Origin of the sequence: Sphingomonas parva (ex Maeng et al. 2020), assembly GCF_004564275.1 — a bacterium.
In the GTDB taxonomy this organism is placed as follows: Bacteria; Pseudomonadota; Alphaproteobacteria; order Sphingomonadales; family Sphingomonadaceae; genus Allosphingosinicella; species Allosphingosinicella parva.
Genome location: NZ_SPDV01000010.1, coordinates 71,715 through 89,371, shown reverse-complemented (window position 1 = coordinate 89,371; position 17,657 = coordinate 71,715). Strand labels below are relative to the sequence as shown.

Here is a 17,657-nt window from a genome sequence, read left to right as displayed (position 1 = left end):
GAGGGAAAGCGATGATTTCTTCCGACACTGGCCGCATGTTCGCCCGCGCCATCACCGCCGCGCTGCTTCTCGGCACTGCCGCCTGCGCAAGCACCGTCGCCGGAACGGGGAGCGAGGCCGCCGCCACGCCGGCCGCAGGGCAGGTCTCCGACGGCCAGGTGCGCTGGCCGGACGTTCAGAGCCGGGTTCGCCGCGATGCGGCGCAGGAAGCGCGGGTGGAGGCGATCCTCGCCCGCATGTCACTGGAGGAGAAGGTCGCCCAGACGATCCAGCCCGACATCGCCTCGGTCACGCCCGAAGACATGCGCCGCTACAAGTTCGGCTCGATCCTGAACGGCGGGAATTCGGCCCCGGGCGGGACCGAGACTGCGCCGGCGCGGGAATGGCTCGCCCTCGCCGATGCCTTCTGGGAGGCGTCGATGAACGCCGACTGGGCCGGCGAGAAGATCCCGATGATCTGGGGCTCCGACGCCGTCCATGGCCACACCAACGTGGTCGGCGCGACCATCTTCCCGCACAACATCGGCCTCGGCGCGATGCGCAACCCCGATCTGATCGGCAAGATCGGCGAGGTCACCGCTCGCGAGATGGCGATCACCGGCATCGACTGGGACTTCTCGCCGACGCTCGCCGTCGTTCGCGACGACCGTTGGGGCCGCAGCTACGAGGGCTTCTCCGAGGATCCGGAGATCGTCGCATCCTATGCGGGGCGCATGGTCGAGGGTCTTCAGGGCCGTCCCGGCACGCCCGGCTTCCTCGGCGCGGGGAAGGTGATCTCGTCCGCCAAGCACTTTGTCGGTGACGGCGGCACGCTCAACGGCAAGGACCAGGGCGACAATCCTTCCACGCCCGAGCAACTGCGCGACATTCACGGCGCCGGCTATCCGCCCGCGATCGAGGCGGGCGTGCAGGCGATCATGGCATCCTTCTCGTCGGTGCGCGGCGAGAAGACCACGGGCGACCGCGATCTTCTCACCGTTGCGCTGAAGGAGGACATGAACTTCGACGGCTTCGTCGTTGGTGACTGGAACGCCCACGGCCAGGTGCCGGGCTGCTCCAACACCTCGTGTTCGGCGGCGATGAACGCGGGCCTCGACATGTTCATGGCCCCCGACAGCTGGAAAGGCCTTTACGAATCCACTCTCGCGCAGGCGCGATCGGGCGAGATCCCGCTGGCGCGGCTCGACGAGGCGGTTCGCCGCATCCTGCGCGTGAAGGTGCGCGCCGGAATGTTCGAGAAGCCCAAGCCGTCGGCGCGGCCGATGGCCGGTGAATTCAACCGTCTCGGCGCGCCGGAGCATCGCGCCATCGCTCGCCAGGCGGTGCGTGAATCGCTCGTCCTGCTCAAGAACCAGAACGCTCTGCTGCCGCTCTCGCCGCGCAAGACCATCCTCGTTGCCGGGGACGGCGCGGACAGCATCGCTAAGCAGTCGGGCGGCTGGACGATCACCTGGCAGGGGACGGGCATCAGCAACAAGGACTTCCCGAACGGCCAGTCGATCTACGGCGGCATCGCCGAGACTGTGAAGGCAGCCGGCGGCACGGCGACGCTCAGCGTCGACGGCAGCTACACGGCGAAGCCCGACGCCGCGATCGTGGTGTTCGGCGAGGAGCCCTATGCCGAATTCGTCGGCGATCGGCAGACGCTGGAATACAGTCCGGCCGACAAGAAGGACCTCGAGCTGCTGCGGCGGCTGCAGAAGGCCGGCATTCCCGTCGTCGCCGTCTTCCTCTCGGGGCGGCCGATGTGGGTCAATCCGGAGATAAATGCCTCCGATGCCTTCGTCGCCGCCTTCCTGCCCGGATCGGAGGGCGGAGGAGTCGCCGACGTCCTATTCGCGGATGCGGCCGGCAAGCCGCGCTACGATTTCAAGGGCAAGCTCTCTTATTCCTGGCCGAAGCGAGTCGACCAGACGCCGCTCAACCGGGGCGACGCCGATTACGATCCGCTCTTCGCTTACGGCTACGGCCTGACCTATGCGGCCGCGGGCAATCTGCCGCGCCTCTCGGAGGAGCGCCCGGCGGGCGCCAGCGCCGGGGCGGACGGCGTGCTGTTCGGCCGCGGCGCGCTGCCGCCCGGCTGGTCGCTCGCCCTGCGGGAACAAGGCGGGCCCGCCTCGCCGGTCACCGGCAACGCCGGCGCGACCGGCACCGGGCGGCTGCGCGTGGCCGGCGTCGATCGCCGCGCGCAGGAGGATGCGCGCCGTCTGACGTGGAACGGCAGCGGCTGGTCCGCCGCGCAGATCCTTGCCGCCCAGCCGCTCGACATCTCTCGCGAGGCCAATGGAGAGCTCAGCCTGGTGGTCGACTATCTGGTCGATCGCGCTCCGACCGCGCCGGTGACTGTCGGGATGGAGAGTGCGACGCTGCCGATCGGCGGCATCCTGCGCACTGCGCCGGCCGGGCAATGGGCCACGCTGGCCGTGCCGCTGCGCTGCTTCGCCCGCGCCGGAGTCGATATGAGCCGGGTTGCGACGCCGTTCTCGATCGCGACGGCGGGCACGCTCGAGCTGTCGATCTCGGACGTGCGTATCGCCAGCGCGGCCGTTCCGCAGGATCGCTGCGGGCAGGAGTGAGCCGGAAAGGCGGGCGCAGCTGCCGTTTCGCCGGCGCCGTGCTTGGGATACAGGTAATCCGGGAGGCATGACGGTGCGGACGCGATCGATCGACCGAAAGGGCGCCCCGCCGAAGGCAGTGCCTCCGCTGCCGGCGGGGAATGGCGCCTGATGGCACGGACGACGATCGACGATGTCGCGGCCCGGGCCGGCGTATCGATCAAGACGGTGTCGCGCGTCCTGAACGACGAGCCGGGGGTGCGCAGCGAAACGCGCGGCCGGGTTCGCGAGGCGATCTCCGCCCTCAGCTACCGTCCGAGCCTGCCGGCGCGGAGCCTTGCCGGCCGCCGCTCGAACCTTCTCGGCCTGGTCTACGCCAATCCGAGCGCGAACTACGTCTTCGACGTCCAGAGCGGCGCAATGGCGCGCTGCCGAGATGCTCATCTTCGCCTGTTCATCCAGTCGTGCAACGACCGCGGCGACGAGACGGTGGAGGACGTGCTCGCCATGGTCGACCAGACCCATGTCGACGGCCTGGTCGTCACCCCGCCGCTCTCTTCCGACGCGGAGCTGATCGCCGCCCTGGAGGAGAGGCGCGTGCCGTTCGTCCGCCTCGCGCCGGACGTGGTCGGAACCCGCAGTCCCGCCGTGGTGATGGACGATGAGGAGGCGGCACGCGAGATGACCGAGCATCTCCTTGCCCTCGGCCACAAGCGCATCGGCTTCGTCGAAGGCCATCCCGACCATCCCTCCAGCCGGCTTCGCCGCAGCGGCTTCGAAGCCGCGCTGGCCTTGGCCGGGCTCGACGAGGATCAGCCCGTCGAGCAGGGCCACAACGACGTTGCCTCCGGCCTCAAGGCCGGGCGTCGGCTGCTCACCCGCGTCGACCGCCCGACGGCGATCTTCGCGTCCAACGACGACATGGCGGCCGGCGTCATTCAGGCGGCGCGCGAGCTTGGTCTCGACGTGCCGCGACAGCTCTCGGTCGCCGGTTTTGACGACAGCCAGATCGCGAGCATCGTCTGGCCGGCGCTGACCACGATCCGGCAGCCAACCTACGACATGGCCTTCGCCGCCGCCGGCCTGCTGATCGATCTGGTCCGCGGACGCCAGGTGCCCGCGGTGACGCGGCTCGACCATCAGCTCGTCCTCCGCAATTCGACCGGGGAGGCACCGTGATCCGGGTGGGTCTCATCGGCCGCGGCGCTGCCGGCAAGGTCTTCCATGCGCCTCTGATCCGCGCCGTCGCCGAGATGGAGCTCGTTGCGGAGGCGGGATCGGCCGACGCCGCCGACCTGATCGCGCGCGGTGACATCGACCTGCTCGTCGTAGCAGCGCCGAACCACGCCCATTTCGCGCTTGCGGAAGCCGCGCTTTCGGCCGGCAAGCACGTGGTCGTCGACAAGCCGTTCACCGTCACCACCGCGGAGGCCGATGTCCTGCTGGCCCTCGCCGCAGCGCGGCAACGGATGCTGACCGTGTTCCAGAACCGCCGCTGGGACGGAGATTTCCTCACGGTCCGCGCGATGATCGAGAGCGGCAGGCTCGGCGAGATCCTGCTGTTCGAAGCTCATTGGGACCGCTTTCGGCCGGCGATCAAGCCGGGCTGGCGGGAGCGCCCGTCGGAGGGCGGCGGCCTGTTCGTCGATCTCGGCGCACACCTGGTGGATCAGGCGCTGGTCCTGTTCGGCCGCCCCGAGGCGCTGAGCGCCGATCTCGTGCGGCAGCGGCAGCAGGCGGAGGTCGACGATTATTTCGATCTCATCCTGCACTACGGCCGAATGCGCGCGCGCCTCTCCGCCTCAACTCTGGTCACGGCGCCGCGGCCGCGGTTCGCCCTCTACGGAACCGAGGGAGCCTTGGTGAAGCATGGGCTCGATCCGCAGGAAGCGCGGCTGCGCGACGGGGGGGACGTGCTCGACCCCGGCTTCGGCATCGAGGACGAGGCCGATTATGCGCTGTTCACGCCGGCGGACGGCCCGGCGGAGCGGATCGCGACCGTCCCCGGCTGCTACCGGACCTTCTACGAAGAGGTCGCCGAAGCCCTGCTCCGCGGCGGTCCTCCGCCCGTCGATCCGCGCAGCGCGCGCAATGGGCTCCTGGTTCTCGAGCTTGCCCGGGAAAGCGCCCGGGAAGGAAAACGCCTGACGCTTTGACCAAGGGAGGAAGGATGAAGCTGTGGATGAACACGGCGCTGCTCGCGCTGTCGATAGTGGCAACGGGAGACGCCGTCGCGCAGACCCCCGCTCAGGCAGAGGCGCTTCGCGCCGGCAAGTCGTTCATTCCGACGCGGACCTTCTCCGCCGAGGATGATCGCCGCGTTCTCGAGGCCTTCGAGGGTCTTCGCGTCGCCGATGTCAGCGACGGCATGGACTTTGTCGGTCTCCCCAACGTCGGCCTGATGGATCCGGAGATTCACGCCCTCTGGAAGGACAGCAAGGACTTCTCCCATCGCTTCATCGGCATCGCCGTCACCGCCCGCTACGTGCCGACCCAGCGGCCGCACGCCGGCGGCGGGCGCAGCTACGAGGATTTTCGCGCCTGGGAGGGCAAATGGTACAATGAGCTCTCGTCCGAGCCTTTTCAGGCGCTGCTGCGGCCGGGCTCGGCGCTGGTGATCGACGAGGCGCCTGACGCCGACGTCGGTTCGATCGGATCGGCGAACATCCTCGGCTGGAAGCTAGCAGGCGCGGTCGGGATCGTCACCGACGCCACCAGCCGCGACACCGACGAGATCATCACCGAGGGCATCCCGCTCTACCTGCGCAAGCCCGGCCGCGGCATCCGTCCCGGTCGCAACGAGATCGAGTCGGTCAACCGGCCGGTCGTCGTCGGCGGCGTGCTGGTCAATCCCGGCGACGTCATCGTTGCCGATGGAGACGGCGTGATCGTCGTGCCGCGCGATGTCGCGCTGCGCGTCGCCGAGTTCGCGCACAAGATCATCGAAGGCGACAAGGCCGCCCGCCGCGACCTCTACAAGCGCGCAGGGCTGAAGGAAGACGCCTCGGTCAAATAGCGCGCGGCGTCATTCGTCCTCGAACTCGAGCGGGGCTGCCGCCCCGCCCGAGAGGGTGCTGGGCCGGTTCGGCTCCACCGGCACGCCGCCGTCGTCCCGATCCCGCTTCTTCGCGCCGCGCCGGTCTGCGCTCCCCCAGCGCATCGATCCACGGGAGGTAGGCGAAGCCCGGCGCGAACGGACGGCCGCCGAGCTCGCGGCGGAGGGGGCGGCGGGGGATGTCCGGAGTCGGCATCCCTCCTTTGTACCACCAGAATGACCCGGCGCGCAGAGCGGTGCACTGCGGCCCTACGAGCGAAGCGCCCTAGGGGCGCCAGCTCACCGGCAGGGTCTTCGCGGGGATCCGGACCGACTCCGTCTCGCGAATGTCGCGGGACGATCGGCCGAGCATGACCTTGTACTCGCCCTCCGCAATCCGCCACTCCTTCGCACCCTCGTTCCAGGTGGCGAGAAGCCGCGGATCGACCGTCAGGGTTACGACGGTCTCGGTGCCGGGCGCCAGATCGATCTTCTTGAAGCCGGCCAACCGCTTCGGTGCTTCCCATCCGCCTGCGGCCGGAGCGACGTAGACCTGCGGAACGTCCATGCCCCGGGCGGAGCCGTCGTTCTTCACCCGGAAGCTGATCGAGAGATCGCCGGACGACGCGTCGGCGCGCAGGCCGCCATAATCGAAATCGGTGTAGGAGAGGCCGTGACCGAACGGGAACAGCGGCTCGTGGCCCTTCGCGTCGAACCATTTGTACCCGACGGCCGCACCTTCCGGATGGTCGATCGCGAACATCTCGCCATTGGCAAGGCCGGTGCCGGGCCGCACCGACCGCGGCAGCTGGCTCTCGTCCCGCGGGAACGTCACCGGCAGCTTGCCGGAGGGATTGACCTTGCCGAAGAGGACGTTGGCGATTGCCTCGCCGCCGGCGGTCCCGGGATACCAGGCTTCGACGATGCCGGCGACGCGGTCCGCCCATGGCATCAGCACTGGACCGCCCGTCTCCAGCACCGCGACGGTCTTCGGGTTGGCGCCCGCGACCGCCTCGACCAGCGCGTCCTGATTGTTGGGGAGGGTCAGCGAGGTGTCGATCGATTCGCTGGTCCACTGGGTGACGAAGACGAGCGCAACGTCGGCATCGGCCGCAGCCCTCGCGGCGGCGGCGGGATCGCTGCCGTCCACGAACGTCACCTGCGCCCCGGGCGCGAGCGCCTGGATCGCCCGGAGAGGCGCATTGGGATAATAGACGACCGGCCCCGGCCAGCTGGTCGGCTCCAGCCCCGGAACGGCATTGCCGCCCACCGGATAGGTCTGGGACGAGCCGCCGCCCGAAAGCACGCCGCGGTCGGCATGGCCGCCGATGATGACGATCCGCTTTGCGCCGGTGCTCAGCGGAAGGACCTTGTCGCGGTTCTTGAGCAGGACGATGCCCTGCTCCGCATCCGCTCTGGTCACGGCGGCGTGCGCGGCATAGTCGATCGGCGCGATCGCGACCGGATTGTCGACCAGGCCGTGCGCGAACATCGAACGCAGGATGCGGCTCGCCATCTCGTCGAGCCTGCGTTCGGACACGTCGCCCTTGCGGACCGCCTCGCGCAGCATCGCTCCGAAATAGTCTTCCTTGTCGAACGGATAGCCCGATTGCTGATCGAGTCCGGTGTTGGCGGCCTGCGCGCTGCTGTGCGTCGCGCCCCAATCGGACATCACATAGCCCTTCCAGCCCCAGTCCTTGCGGAGCACGTCGGTCAGCAGCCACGGATTCTCGCAGGCATAGATGCCGTTGACGCGATTGTAGGCGCACATCACCGAACCCGGGTCCGAGCGTTCGATGGCGAACTGGAAGGCGAGCAGGTCCGACATCCGGGCGGCAGCCGGATCGATCCGGGCGTCATGATAGTCGCGGCCGGTCTCGAGATCGTTCAGCGCATAGTGCTTCACCGTCGAGATGATCTTGTTGGACTGGATACCGGCGATCTGGGCGCCGACCATCGTGCCGGCCAGCAGGGGGTCCTCGCCGCCATATTCGAAGTTGCGGCCGTTCCGCGGATCGCGGATCAGGTTCACGCCGCCGGCGAGCATGACGTTGAAGCCGGAAAGGCGCGCCTCGCGGCCGATCATCGCGCCGCCCTGGAAGGCGAGGTCCGGGTTCCAGGTGGCGGTGGTGGCGAGGCCGGAGGGGAGGGCGGTGCGCTCGCGCTTGGTCGGAGCACCGCCCTGCGTCGCCACGCCGATTCCGGCATCGGTCTGCCACTGCGCCGGAATGCCGAGCCGCGGAATGCCGGGAATGTAGCCGGCCGAGCCGTAGCGCGCTTCCTTCGGCGCCTTGAAGTTCTTCGGGGCAAAGTCGGTGCCGAAAAATCCCTTCACCAGTCGCAGCTTCTCCTCGCGCGTCATCTTCGCGACCACCAGGGCCGTGCGCTGGTCGGGCGTGAGGGCGGTGTTCATCCAAGGCCGGGCGGCCGGCACGGCGGTTGCGGCCGGGCCGCCCGTGGTGAGCGCGAGCATCGACGCGGCGAGCGCGAGGGCGGTGAAGCGCTTGGACATGGATCGTCTCTCCCGTTCGTTCTTTTCTGTACGGCGCACGGGCGCCGATGCGTCGCAATGCACCGATGCGGACTCGTGAGCGGCTTGACTCTAGGGCCTCTCGGGGCCGATTGGTAGCGCTACCAACAAGAACCAAAACGGGCGAGAGGCGTGCAACAGACATTCTCGGCAGCGATGCTGCCCTCCGACCTCGACCGAGCCGTGCTGGCGGGCCGCCTGTTGCTCGAGGAGGGGCCGACTCCGGTGCTGATCCGGGGCGGAGAGGTGCTCGACGTCTCGGCCGTCGCGCCGACCGTCGCGGACCTGCTCGAGCTGCCCAACCCCGCGGAAGCGGAGGGGCAGCGGCTGTTCTCCGTTTCGGCTCTGGTCGACCGGGTGCTCGCATCGGCGCCGGGCTCGTTCCTGCTGTCGCCGGTCGATCTTCAGGTGGTGAAGGCGGCGGGTGTCACCTTCGCGGTGTCGGCGGTGGAGCGGGTGATCGAGGAGCGGGCGCGCGGCGATTCGGACAAGGCGGCCGAGATCCGCTCCGGGCTCGAGGCGCGCATCGGCGGCGGCATCCGGTCGGTCGTGCCCGGCTCCGAAGACGCCATGCGGCTGAAGGCCGCGCTGATCGAGGATGGGATGTGGTCCCAATATCTCGAAGTGGCGATCGGCCCGGACGCGGAGATTTTCACCAAGTCCCCCGTCCTCTCCACCGTCGGCTGGGGCGGGGACATTGGCGTGCGTTCCGATTCGACCTGGAACAATCCGGAACCCGAGGTGGTGCTCGTCGCGGACAGCCGCGGGCGCGTGCTCGGCGCGACGCTTGGAAACGACGTCAACCTGCGCGACTTCGAGGGTCGCAGCGCATTGCTGCTCAGCAAGGCGAAGGACAATAACGCCTCGTGCTCGATCGGTCCGTTCATCCGCCTGTTCGATGACGCATTCACGATGGACGACGTGCGCTCGGCCGTGGTCGAGCTGGTCGTCGAGGGGCGGGACAATTTCCGGCTGGAAGGCGAAAGCTCGATGCGCGAGATCAGCCGCGATCCGACCGAGCTGGTCCGCCAGGCGCAGAGCGAGCATCATTATCCGGACGGCTTCACCCTGTTCCTCGGAACGCTGTTCGCCCCGGTTCAGGACCGGGACGAGCCCGGCCGCGGCTTCACCCACAAGGAAGGCGACATCGTTCGCATATCGACGCCGCGGATCGGCGCCCTGATCAACCGCGTGACCACGTCGAAGGCGGCGCCGCCCTGGACGTTCGGAGTCCGCGCGCTGATGCAGAACCTCGCGGCGCGGGGACTGCTTGCAGGACGCGGCGGCGGCGGCGCATGACGCGACCGGACCAGATTCAAGCACATCGATAGAAATGGGGGAGTAACGTGGCGGAAGCGAGCGGCGGGCGCGCAATCTATCCGAGCCTGAAAGGCAAGAGGGTCCTGATCACCGGCGGCGGCTCCGGCATCGGCGCGGGCATCGTCGAAGGTTTCGCTCGCCAGGGCGCGGACGTGACCTTTTTCGATGTCGCGGAGGAGGATAGCCGCGCGCTGGCCGAAACGCTCGGCGCGCGCTTCGAGCGCGTCGATCTGATGGACGTCAAGGGCGCCCAGGCCACGATCGCGCGGCTGATCTCGGAAGGCGGCGCGTTCGACGTCCTCGTCAACAACGCCGCCAACGACGATCGCCATACGATCGACGAGGTGACCGAGGAATATTGGGACAACCGTCTCAACGTGAACCTCAAACACCTGTTCTTCTGCGCGCAGTCGGTGATACCGGGAATGCGCGAGAGAAAGGCGGGCGCGATCGTCAATCTCGGGTCCATTTCCTGGCACCTCGGCCTCCCGGAGCTCACCCTCTATCAGACGGCCAAGGCGGCGATCGAGGGCCTCACCCGCTCGCTCGCCCGCGAGCTCGGCGAAGACGGCATTCGTGTCACCTGCGTGGTCCCCGGCAACGTGCGCACGCCGCGGCAGCTCAAATGGTATACGCCCGAGGGCGAGCAGGAGATCGTCGACGCCCAGTGCCTGAAGGGCCGGCTGGTGCCGGAGGACGTGGCCGCTTTGGTCCTGTTCCTCGCTTCCGATGACGCCCGGCTGATCACCGGCCACGAATATTTCGTCGACGCGGGCTGGCGCTGATGTCGGCCGCGCCGGAGAGCGTCTGGGGCGTCGGCGCCGAGCTCGGCGAGGGGCCGGTCTGGGTCGAGCGGGATCGGGCCCTCTGGTTCGTCGACATCAAGCGGCAGAAGATCCACCGGTTCGACCCGGCGAGCGGCGCCAAGCGGAGCTGGGACAGCCCGGAGCAGATCGGCTTCCTGCTTCCCGCCAGCCGCGGCGGCTTCGTCGCCGGCCTGCAAAGCGGCCTTCACCATTTCTCCGAGCAATCGGGCGCTTTCTCGCTCCTCGCCTCGGTTGAAGGCGATCTGCCCGGCAACCGGATCAATGATGGGGTCGTCGATCCGTTTGGGCGCCTGTGGTTCGGCACGATGGACAATTCGGAGGAAGCGCCGACGGGCCGCTTCTACCGCCTGAACGACGGGCGGGTGGGTGACGCGGGCCTTCCCGCGGTCACGATCACCAACGGGCCGGCCGTGTCTCCGGACGGCCGCATCCTCTATCATGTCGACACCCTCGCCGGGCTCATCCACGCCTGCGACATTGCCGAAGACGGCAGCCTTGGCGCTTCGCGGCCGTTCGTCCGGATCGACGGCAAGGACGGATTCCCCGACGGGCCGACGGTCGATGCGGAGGGCTGCGTCTGGATCGGGCTGTACTTCGGCTGGGAAGCGCGGCGCTACTCCCCCGCGGGCGAGCTGATCGACCGGATCCGCTTCCCGACCTCGAACATCACCAAGGTCGCGTTCGGCGGCGAGGACCTGCGAACGCTCTATGCGACGAGCGCGCAGCAGGGATTGAAGCCGCAGGACCTCGCCGACCAGCCGGAGGCCGGCAATCTGTTCGCCGTTCGCGTCGACGTCCCGGGGACGCCGGGAGCGCTCATCTCTCTCTGATCCTTAGACCGGGGCCGCCATGACTCGACGCTTGAGCCTGTTCCTCGCCGCCGCTCTCGTTCCTGCCGCCGCGGGCGCGGCGCCGGTGCTCGATCCGCTCTTCTCCGATCATGCCGTGCTCCAGCGCGGAAAGCCGATCGCCGTCTGGGGAACGGCCGATCCGGGCGAGAAGGTCACCGTGACGCTCGCGGCTGTTAGCCGCACCGCCACCACCGGCAAGGATGGACGGTGGCGCGTCGACCTGCCGTCGATGCAGGCCGGAGGACCCTATACGCTGGTAGCGTCCGGCAAAGACGCCGCCGCGGCGCGCGCAAGCGATCTGCTGGTCGGCGACGTCTGGCTCTGCTCCGGTCAGTCGAACATGGAATATCCCGTCCGCCGCGCGCTCAACGCCGATACGGACATCGCCGCCGCGAACGATCCCGAGGTGCGGCTGCTGACGGTGCAGAGAAGGACCAGCCTCTCGCCCCAATCGAAGTTCGCGGATGCGATCGCCTGGTCGCTGCTGACGCCGGAGAGCGTCCCCGGCTTCTCCGCCGCCTGCTATTTCATGGCCCGCGACCTTCGCGCCTCCGAAAAGGTGCCGCTGGGCCTGATTCATTCGAGTTGGGGCGGCACCCAGATCTCGCCCTGGATCGACCTCACGTCGGCCGAGCCTTTCGAAAAGGAGAATGCCGGCCTGCTGGCGCTCTACCAGCGGGATCCGCTCGCGGCGAACCTTCGGTTCGGCACGCGCTGGGAGAGCTGGTGGAAGGAACGGACCGGCACCGAGCCGTGGCGTGACAGCAGGGCGTTGGCCTGGAAGCCGATGCCGACGGCCGCTTACTGGGAGGGCTGGGGCGATCCGGCGTTCAAGGACTATAACGGCCTGGTCTGGGCGCGGCGCAAGGTGACGCTCACCGCCGCGGAAGCCGCCTGGGGCGCGACCCTCTCGCTGGGCGTCATCGACGATGCCGACGAGACATTCGTCAACGGCGTTCCGGTCGGCAACAGCTTCGGCTGGGATCTGAAGCGCCAGTACAAGCTGCCCGCTCGGCTGCTCCGCGCGGGGGAGAACGAGATCCTCGTCGCGATCGCCGACAGCTGGGGCTACGGCGGGTTCCAGGGCCCCGCAAGCGTGCTCAGCCTCGCGATTGCCGGCGGCGAAACGAAGAGCCTCGGGGACGGCTGGGAATATTCCGTCGCACCGGCGGGCGTGACCGATCCGCCGCGGCCGCCGTGGGACAGCAATGCCGGCGCATCGTTGATCTACAACGCGATGATCGCGCCGCTCGGCCCCTATGGCCTCAAGGGTGCGGCCTGGTACCAGGGCGAGTCCGATGTCGGCAACAATCGTCCCTACGCCGCCAAGCTCGGCGCGCTGATGGCGAGCTGGCGCAAGCAGTTCGAGGCGCCGAAGCTGCCGTTCCTGATCGTCAGCCTCGCCAATTACGGCGCGCCGCAGACCGGGCCGCGCCCGAGCGGCTGGGCGGAGCTGCGCGAGCAGCAGCGGATCGGCGCGCGACGCGATCCCGACGCGGCGCTGGTGGTTGCGATGGACCTTGGTGAGCGGACCGACATCCACCCGGCCAACAAGCAGGAGGTCGGCCGCCGCCTGGCGCGCGCCGCCCGCCATGCCGCTTACGGTCATGACGAACCGGTCGGGCCCGCCGCGGCGACCGCCGAGCGCAGCGCAGGCGCCATCCTCGTTCGCTTCACCGGGGTGACCGGCAAGCTCGTGCCGTGGAGCGGAACCCGGGCGCTCGCATTCGAGCTTTGCGGCGAAGACCAGCAGAGCTGCCGCTACGCAGACGCGATTCCGGACGGGAACGTCGTCCGCCTCGCCGACGACGGACGGCCCGCGACCCGCGTCCGCTACGCCTGGAGCGAAGCGCCGGTCACCAATCTCTACGACGAGGCGCTGCTGCCGCCGGGGCCGTTCGAGCTGCCGATCCGCTGAGCTAGCCGAGCGCGGCGGCAAGTGCTTCGATCGGCCGTGGTGCGGCCGCCCGGGCGTCGGCTCTCTCCCGCACCGCCTTGATCTCTTCCTCGCTGGCGCTGGCGAGGCTGCCGAGGGCATCGGCCCCGAACATGCCTGCGCTGCCGGCCAGGATATGCGCGATGGCCTGGGCCTCGGCGAGAAGCGCGTCGACCTCGTCCGCAGCGGCCTCCGGCAAGGCGGCCGTGATCGTGGCGAGGCGGTGGGCAGACTCCCGGCAGCGGTCGGCAAAACGCTGCGCGAGCGACGACATGGCGACGTCCTCGGCCGGCGCGGGCACCGGTGTCGGGGTGGCCAGCCAGCGGGCCACCGCCGCGGCGAGATCGAGGATCGCGATCGGTTTGGCCAGATGATCGTCCATGCCGGCATCGCGGCATTCCTGGATCTCGGCGGCGAAGGCGCTGGCGGTCAGCGCGACGATCGGGATGGTCCTGGCGCGGCCGCCCAGGGCGCGGATCGCGCGGGTGGCGGTGAGGCCGTCCATGACCGGCATCTGCACGTCCATCAGGATCAGGTCCCAGGCGTCAGGGTCGTCGGTGAGGCGGGCGGCGCGGTGCAGCGCCTCTTCGCCGTTCGAGACGACCTCGACGCGGTGCCCCAGGCGCCCGAGCATGCCGGTCACGAGCTCCTGGTTGATGTCGATGTCCTCGACGAGAAGGATCGATCCGCTGCGCACCGGCCCGTCCGGGGCGAGGGGGAGAAGCCCATCGCCCGTCGCGGCGCGGGCAGGGGCTTCGGTCAACGGGAGAGTCAGGGTTACGGTGGTGCCGCGCCCGAGCTTGCTCTCGAGCGCGATGGCGCCGCCCATCAGCCCCGCCAGGTGCCGGCTGATGCTCAGGCCCAGCCCCGATCCGCCGAAGCGCCGCGAGATCGAAATGTCGGCCTGCACGAAGGCGTCGAAAATGGCTGCCATCCGCTCCTCGGCGATGCCGACGCCGGTGTCCGCGACCTTGATCACGATCGTGCGCAGGCCGTTCATGTCGGCGCCCTCGCCGAGGGAGACGGTAACCGATCCCCGCTGCGTGAACTTCACCGCGTTGCCGAGCAGATTGAGGACGATCTGGCGCAGGCGCAGGCCGTCCACGACGATGTCGGAAGGGAAGCTGGAGTCGAGCGCAGCGCGCAGCGTCAGCCCCTTCTGCTCAGCCATCGGCGTCATCAGCCGGATACATTGCCGAAGGCCGTGGCGCACGTTGAACGGCTCCTCGGCGATCTCGAGCTGGCCGGCGTCGATCTTGGAGATGTCGAGGATGTCGTTGAGCAGCTTCAGCAGCGCCTGGGCCGATTCGCGGATCAGCGTCACATGACGCCTCTGTTCGCTGGCCAGCTCCGTGTCGAGCAGCAGCTCCGAGAAGCCGAGTACGCCGTTCATCGGGGTACGGATCTCATGGCTCATGTTCGCGAGGAAGGAGGCTTTGGATGCGGTCGCCGCCTCGGCTTCCTGGCGGGCGAGCTCGAGCTCGGTGACGTCGACGAACACGCCGAACACCGCCCTGACCGCGCCGTCCTCGCCGCGCTCGCACGCGCCGTGCGATCGGATGAAGCGGAGCTCCCCATCCGGTCGATAGATCCGGCGGGTCGTGTCCCAGCCGCAGCCCTCTCGCAGCGCCTGCTCGACGACGCTGCGCGCGGCGGCGGCGTCATCGGGGTGGTAGAGATCGAAGGCGGTGTCGAGCGACGGCTCGGTACCGACCGGCAGTCCGCAGATGACGCGAAGCTCGTCCGACCAGTCGACCGTTCCCGTCTCGAAGTCGTAGCGCCAATGGCCGACCCGTCCGATACGCTCCGCCAGGCGATAGCGATCTTCGCTGCGGGCCACTGCGGCCTCGCGCGCGCGGCGCGACTGATCGCTGCGGTGAAGCGCGACGATGCTGCTCATCAGCAGCGCGAAGGTGACCAGAACATTGGCGAACACCTGGATGGCGACGCCGTGCTGCGTCCCGTAGAAGCCGAAGCTCTCGCCGCTGACGCGCAACATGCCGACGAGGACAGGCACCAGAAGCACGAAAGGGAGCAGGTTGCGGGCAAGCGCTCCGGCCGGGCCCTTGTCTCCGAGGATCCGCACCACGCCGACGTCGGGGTTGATGCTGATGATGCCGGCCGCGATGCTGAAGAGCGCAATGGCGGCGTGCAGGGCCATCGCGTTGAAGGTGCGCACCTCATAAAGCGCAACGAGGTTCAGGATGTAGCCGATCATCGCGAAGAGCGTGATCGCGATGATCAGGATGCTCGCGGCCTGCGAGAGCAGGATCGCGCGCGCATTTCGGGCGCCGCTGGCGATCAGGGCTCCGCCGGTCAGGACCAGGGCAAACGCGGTGTTGGGCGCCATGCGACTGGGAGGAAGATCGACTGCGCGCCCGAGTTGATCGGGGAACAGAAGCTGATCGACGCCGGCCGGAAGGCCAAGCCCGAGCTGCGCGAGCTTGGCCGCGCCTGTCGCGACGATCAGGCTTGCAAGCACGCGAATCCAGCGCGCGTCCGGTCGCGGCCGCAAGGCGAGGGCGGCCGCCGCCAGAATGACGCAGATCGCCGTCATTGGGTTCATCGCGCTGAGTTTCGGAAAGATCCGGGTCAGAGAGTCGTAGCCCGCGGCCCAACCGAACAGGACGAGCGTCCCCATCACGGCACCGAAAGCGGCGGCCGTGAGGCGGATGCGGACTGCAGTCGGGCTCTGGCGGAGATGCCGGGTCGGCACGGTGTAGATATCCTCGAAAGCGGACGCCATCCGGCGCCGACGCGGGTGCCCGTTGGCGGCCGCTGCAATCATTATAGAGCGATTAACCTCGATCGTTCGGCGGCGGCGTTCGGAGGGTGCAGCTTGCCCGGGGGCATTTCGGCGGTGAACGGCGCGGGCCTGGGGGGGCGGCCGCTTGGGGATTTCCGCCAACATTTGGGAATGCTCTCGTCGCCGTGCCCCGGTGGCGGGGAGTTCATGTCCCGCTAAGTCGCTGAAATCCAAGGGACGCCTGATTTTGGCACGAGTCCTGCTGAGGGATCTGCATCAACCCCCGGCCGAGCCGGTGCCGCCAAGGAGTTCTTCGATGCCCGCTTCCAATCCTGCCGTGCTCTTCCGTGAGGACACCATGCTCGGCGTCTGCCAGGCCCTCGGCGACGATTTTGGCTTCAATCCGCTCTATCTGCGCATGGCGTTCGCGGTGCCCGTCCTGTTCAGCCCGCTGTGGACCTTCGCCGCCTACCTCGGCCTCGGCGTGCTCGTCGCCATCTCCCGCCTGCTCGTCCCCGCCCGCCCCCGTAGCTGGACGCTGCGCAGCGCGGCCGCCGCCGCGACGGCGCTGGTTCGGCGCCGTCCGGCCAAGCCGGAGGTGGTGGAATGCTCTGCGGAGCCGGAGAGGATGCCGCTCGCCGCCTGATCTCCCTGCCGGGCGGCGAGGGTTCGCGCCTTGCAGTCCTGCCCTGAAATCACTCGTTAACCACTCTTTGCCACTCTGCCTCCTCTAACGTGCGCCCTTGGGACGGAGCCCGGGGAGGCGGAGCAGGAAGCGCGATGGTGGTCGAGCAGACACGCAGGATGTTGTGGGCGGGCGTGCTGGCATGCACGGCGGTTGCCTGGCTCGGCTGCTGGCGGCTGGGGATCGGCGTCGGCCTGTCTTCCGCTCCGATCGCGCTGTCGATGATCAGCCTTGCCGGTCTCGCCTATCTGCGCAAGCCGACCTGGGCGTTGTGGGTGAGGCGCCTGCTGGACCTGCTCGAGCTGCTTTTTCTGCTCGCCGCCGTCGGCTATTCTGGCGCGCTGCTCAGCTATGCCGCCATGGGCTCGACCAGCGGCTATACCGACGATCTGCTTGTGCGGCTGGACGCGATGCTCGGCTTCGACTGGCTGAAGATCAGGCTCGCGGCCGAGCAGCACGGCTGGATGATGGAGCTGGGCCGTGCCGCCTACGCGTCCTTCTTCCTCAGCCCGTTGATCCTCCTTCCCGCGCTCGTCCTGACGGGCCGATCGTCCGACGCCTATCGCTTCCTGCTCGCCTATGCGCTCGCCGTGCTGCTCACCAACCTGCTGTTCGCCGCCTTCCCTGCCGAATCGGCGTTCCAGCACTTCATGCCCGATCGCCGACACGCGTGGGGCGACGGACCTTTGCGCTACCTCGAGGCGATCCACCAATTGCGCGCCGGCACCATGGCGCATGTCCACATCGATCGGCTGCAGGGGATCGTCACGTTTCCCAGCTTCCATGCCAGCGCCGCCTTCCTGTTCATCTGGGGCGCATGGCCGCTCAGGCCGCTGCGCGCGCCGATGTTCGCCATCAACAGCGCCATGCTCGTTTCCGCGACCTTCTTCGGCGGCCATTATGTGGTCGATATTCTGGGCGGTGTCGCGCTCGCCTGGTTCTCGATCCAGCTGGTCGCAATCATCGAGCGCCGCATCGGCGCAGCCACGCCGGCCGCGAGCCTCGCCGACGGCGAAAGCGCTCCGGCAGACGTTTCCGGGGGAGCAACCGCACCGGCGGTGCGCTGACCTTCGGCAATAAGCGACCGATCCGAAATTCTCGGGTCAGGCGAAGTGAGCGCGCCGCGGTCTAGGCGGAGCGGGACTCGGCTTGGCGCGAACCGCACCGTCCCAG

13 protein-coding genes are annotated in these 17,657 nt (G+C 68.7%); 10 read left to right on the top strand and 3 right to left on the bottom strand.

The window, feature by feature from the left end; translation table 11 throughout:
• The first annotated feature begins 35 nt into the window (after positions 1-35).
• The 4 genes from E2493_RS07005 (at position 36) to E2493_RS06990 (ending at position 5,571) form a co-directional block, all read left to right on the top strand.
• Positions 36-2,576 carry a glycoside hydrolase family 3 protein gene (locus tag E2493_RS07005; protein ID WP_135085112.1) on the top strand — a complete coding sequence of 847 codons (2,541 nt, stop codon included), beginning with the start codon at positions 36-38 and terminating at the stop codon, positions 2,574-2,576.
• A 150-nt stretch (positions 2,577-2,726) separates the two neighbouring features.
• A complete protein-coding gene (locus tag E2493_RS07000) occupies positions 2,727-3,734 on the top strand; it encodes a LacI family DNA-binding transcriptional regulator (RefSeq protein WP_225421196.1) in 1,008 nt (335 codons plus the stop codon).
• Positions 3,731-4,711 (top strand): Gfo/Idh/MocA family oxidoreductase, encoded by a 981-nt coding sequence (locus E2493_RS06995; protein ID WP_225421195.1) that lies wholly within the window; start codon positions 3,731-3,733, stop codon positions 4,709-4,711. The genes E2493_RS07000 and E2493_RS06995 overlap by 4 nt, the downstream gene beginning before the upstream one ends.
• A 14-nt stretch (positions 4,712-4,725) precedes the next feature.
• Positions 4,726-5,571: an RraA family protein gene (locus E2493_RS06990; protein WP_318531684.1), complete on the top strand. Its 846-nt coding sequence runs from the start codon at positions 4,726-4,728 to the stop codon at positions 5,569-5,571.
• Between the two features lie 9 nt (positions 5,572-5,580).
• Here E2493_RS06990 and E2493_RS22040 read toward each other — a convergent pair whose 3' ends face one another.
• Both E2493_RS22040 and E2493_RS06985 read right to left on the bottom strand, forming a co-directional pair.
• The gene (locus tag E2493_RS22040) at positions 5,581-5,715 is read right to left on the bottom strand and encodes a hypothetical protein (RefSeq protein WP_263854059.1); all 135 of its coding nucleotides are present in this window, start codon (positions 5,713-5,715) and stop codon (positions 5,581-5,583) included.
• Between the two features lie 160 nt (positions 5,716-5,875).
• The gene (locus tag E2493_RS06985) at positions 5,876-8,101 is read right to left on the bottom strand and encodes a beta-glucosidase family protein (protein ID WP_135085108.1); all 2,226 of its coding nucleotides are present in this window, start codon (positions 8,099-8,101) and stop codon (positions 5,876-5,878) included.
• A 174-nt stretch (positions 8,102-8,275) separates the two neighbouring features.
• Here E2493_RS06985 and E2493_RS06980 point away from each other — a divergent pair, with 174 nt between their 5' ends.
• From E2493_RS06980 to E2493_RS06965, 4 genes are read left to right on the top strand one after another with little or no spacing between them, the layout of a single operon-like run.
• Positions 8,276-9,418 (top strand): fumarylacetoacetate hydrolase family protein, encoded by a 1,143-nt coding sequence (locus tag E2493_RS06980; protein ID WP_135085222.1) that lies wholly within the window; start codon positions 8,276-8,278, stop codon positions 9,416-9,418.
• Between the two features lie 47 nt (positions 9,419-9,465).
• A complete protein-coding gene (locus E2493_RS06975) occupies positions 9,466-10,224 on the top strand; it encodes an SDR family NAD(P)-dependent oxidoreductase (RefSeq protein ID WP_135085106.1) in 759 nt (252 codons plus the stop codon).
• Positions 10,224-11,096 (top strand): SMP-30/gluconolactonase/LRE family protein, encoded by an 873-nt coding sequence (locus E2493_RS06970; RefSeq protein WP_191992975.1) that lies wholly within the window; start codon positions 10,224-10,226, stop codon positions 11,094-11,096. The genes E2493_RS06975 and E2493_RS06970 overlap by 1 nt, the downstream gene beginning before the upstream one ends.
• Positions 11,097-11,115: 19 nt before the next feature.
• On the top strand, positions 11,116-13,035 hold the full coding sequence (locus tag E2493_RS06965) for a sialate O-acetylesterase (protein ID WP_135085102.1): 1,920 nt from the start codon (positions 11,116-11,118) through the stop codon (positions 13,033-13,035).
• A gap of 1 nt (position 13,036) precedes the next feature.
• Here E2493_RS06965 and E2493_RS06960 read toward each other — a convergent pair whose 3' ends face one another.
• Positions 13,037-15,799, bottom strand: coding sequence for a sensor histidine kinase (locus E2493_RS06960; RefSeq protein ID WP_167737429.1), 2,763 nt, complete (start codon positions 15,797-15,799; stop codon positions 13,037-13,039).
• Positions 15,800-16,115: 316 nt separating this feature from the next.
• Between E2493_RS06960 and E2493_RS06955 the strand changes: the two genes are divergently transcribed.
• Together E2493_RS06955 and E2493_RS06950 are read left to right on the top strand one after the other, a co-directional pair.
• Positions 16,116-16,445, top strand: coding sequence for a PspC domain-containing protein (locus tag E2493_RS06955; RefSeq protein ID WP_135085098.1), 330 nt, complete (start codon positions 16,116-16,118; stop codon positions 16,443-16,445).
• A gap of 137 nt (positions 16,446-16,582) precedes the next feature.
• A complete protein-coding gene (locus tag E2493_RS06950; RefSeq protein ID WP_225421194.1) occupies positions 16,583-17,551 on the top strand; it encodes a phosphatase PAP2 family protein in 969 nt (322 codons plus the stop codon).
• The last annotated feature ends 106 nt before the right edge of the window (positions 17,552-17,657 follow it).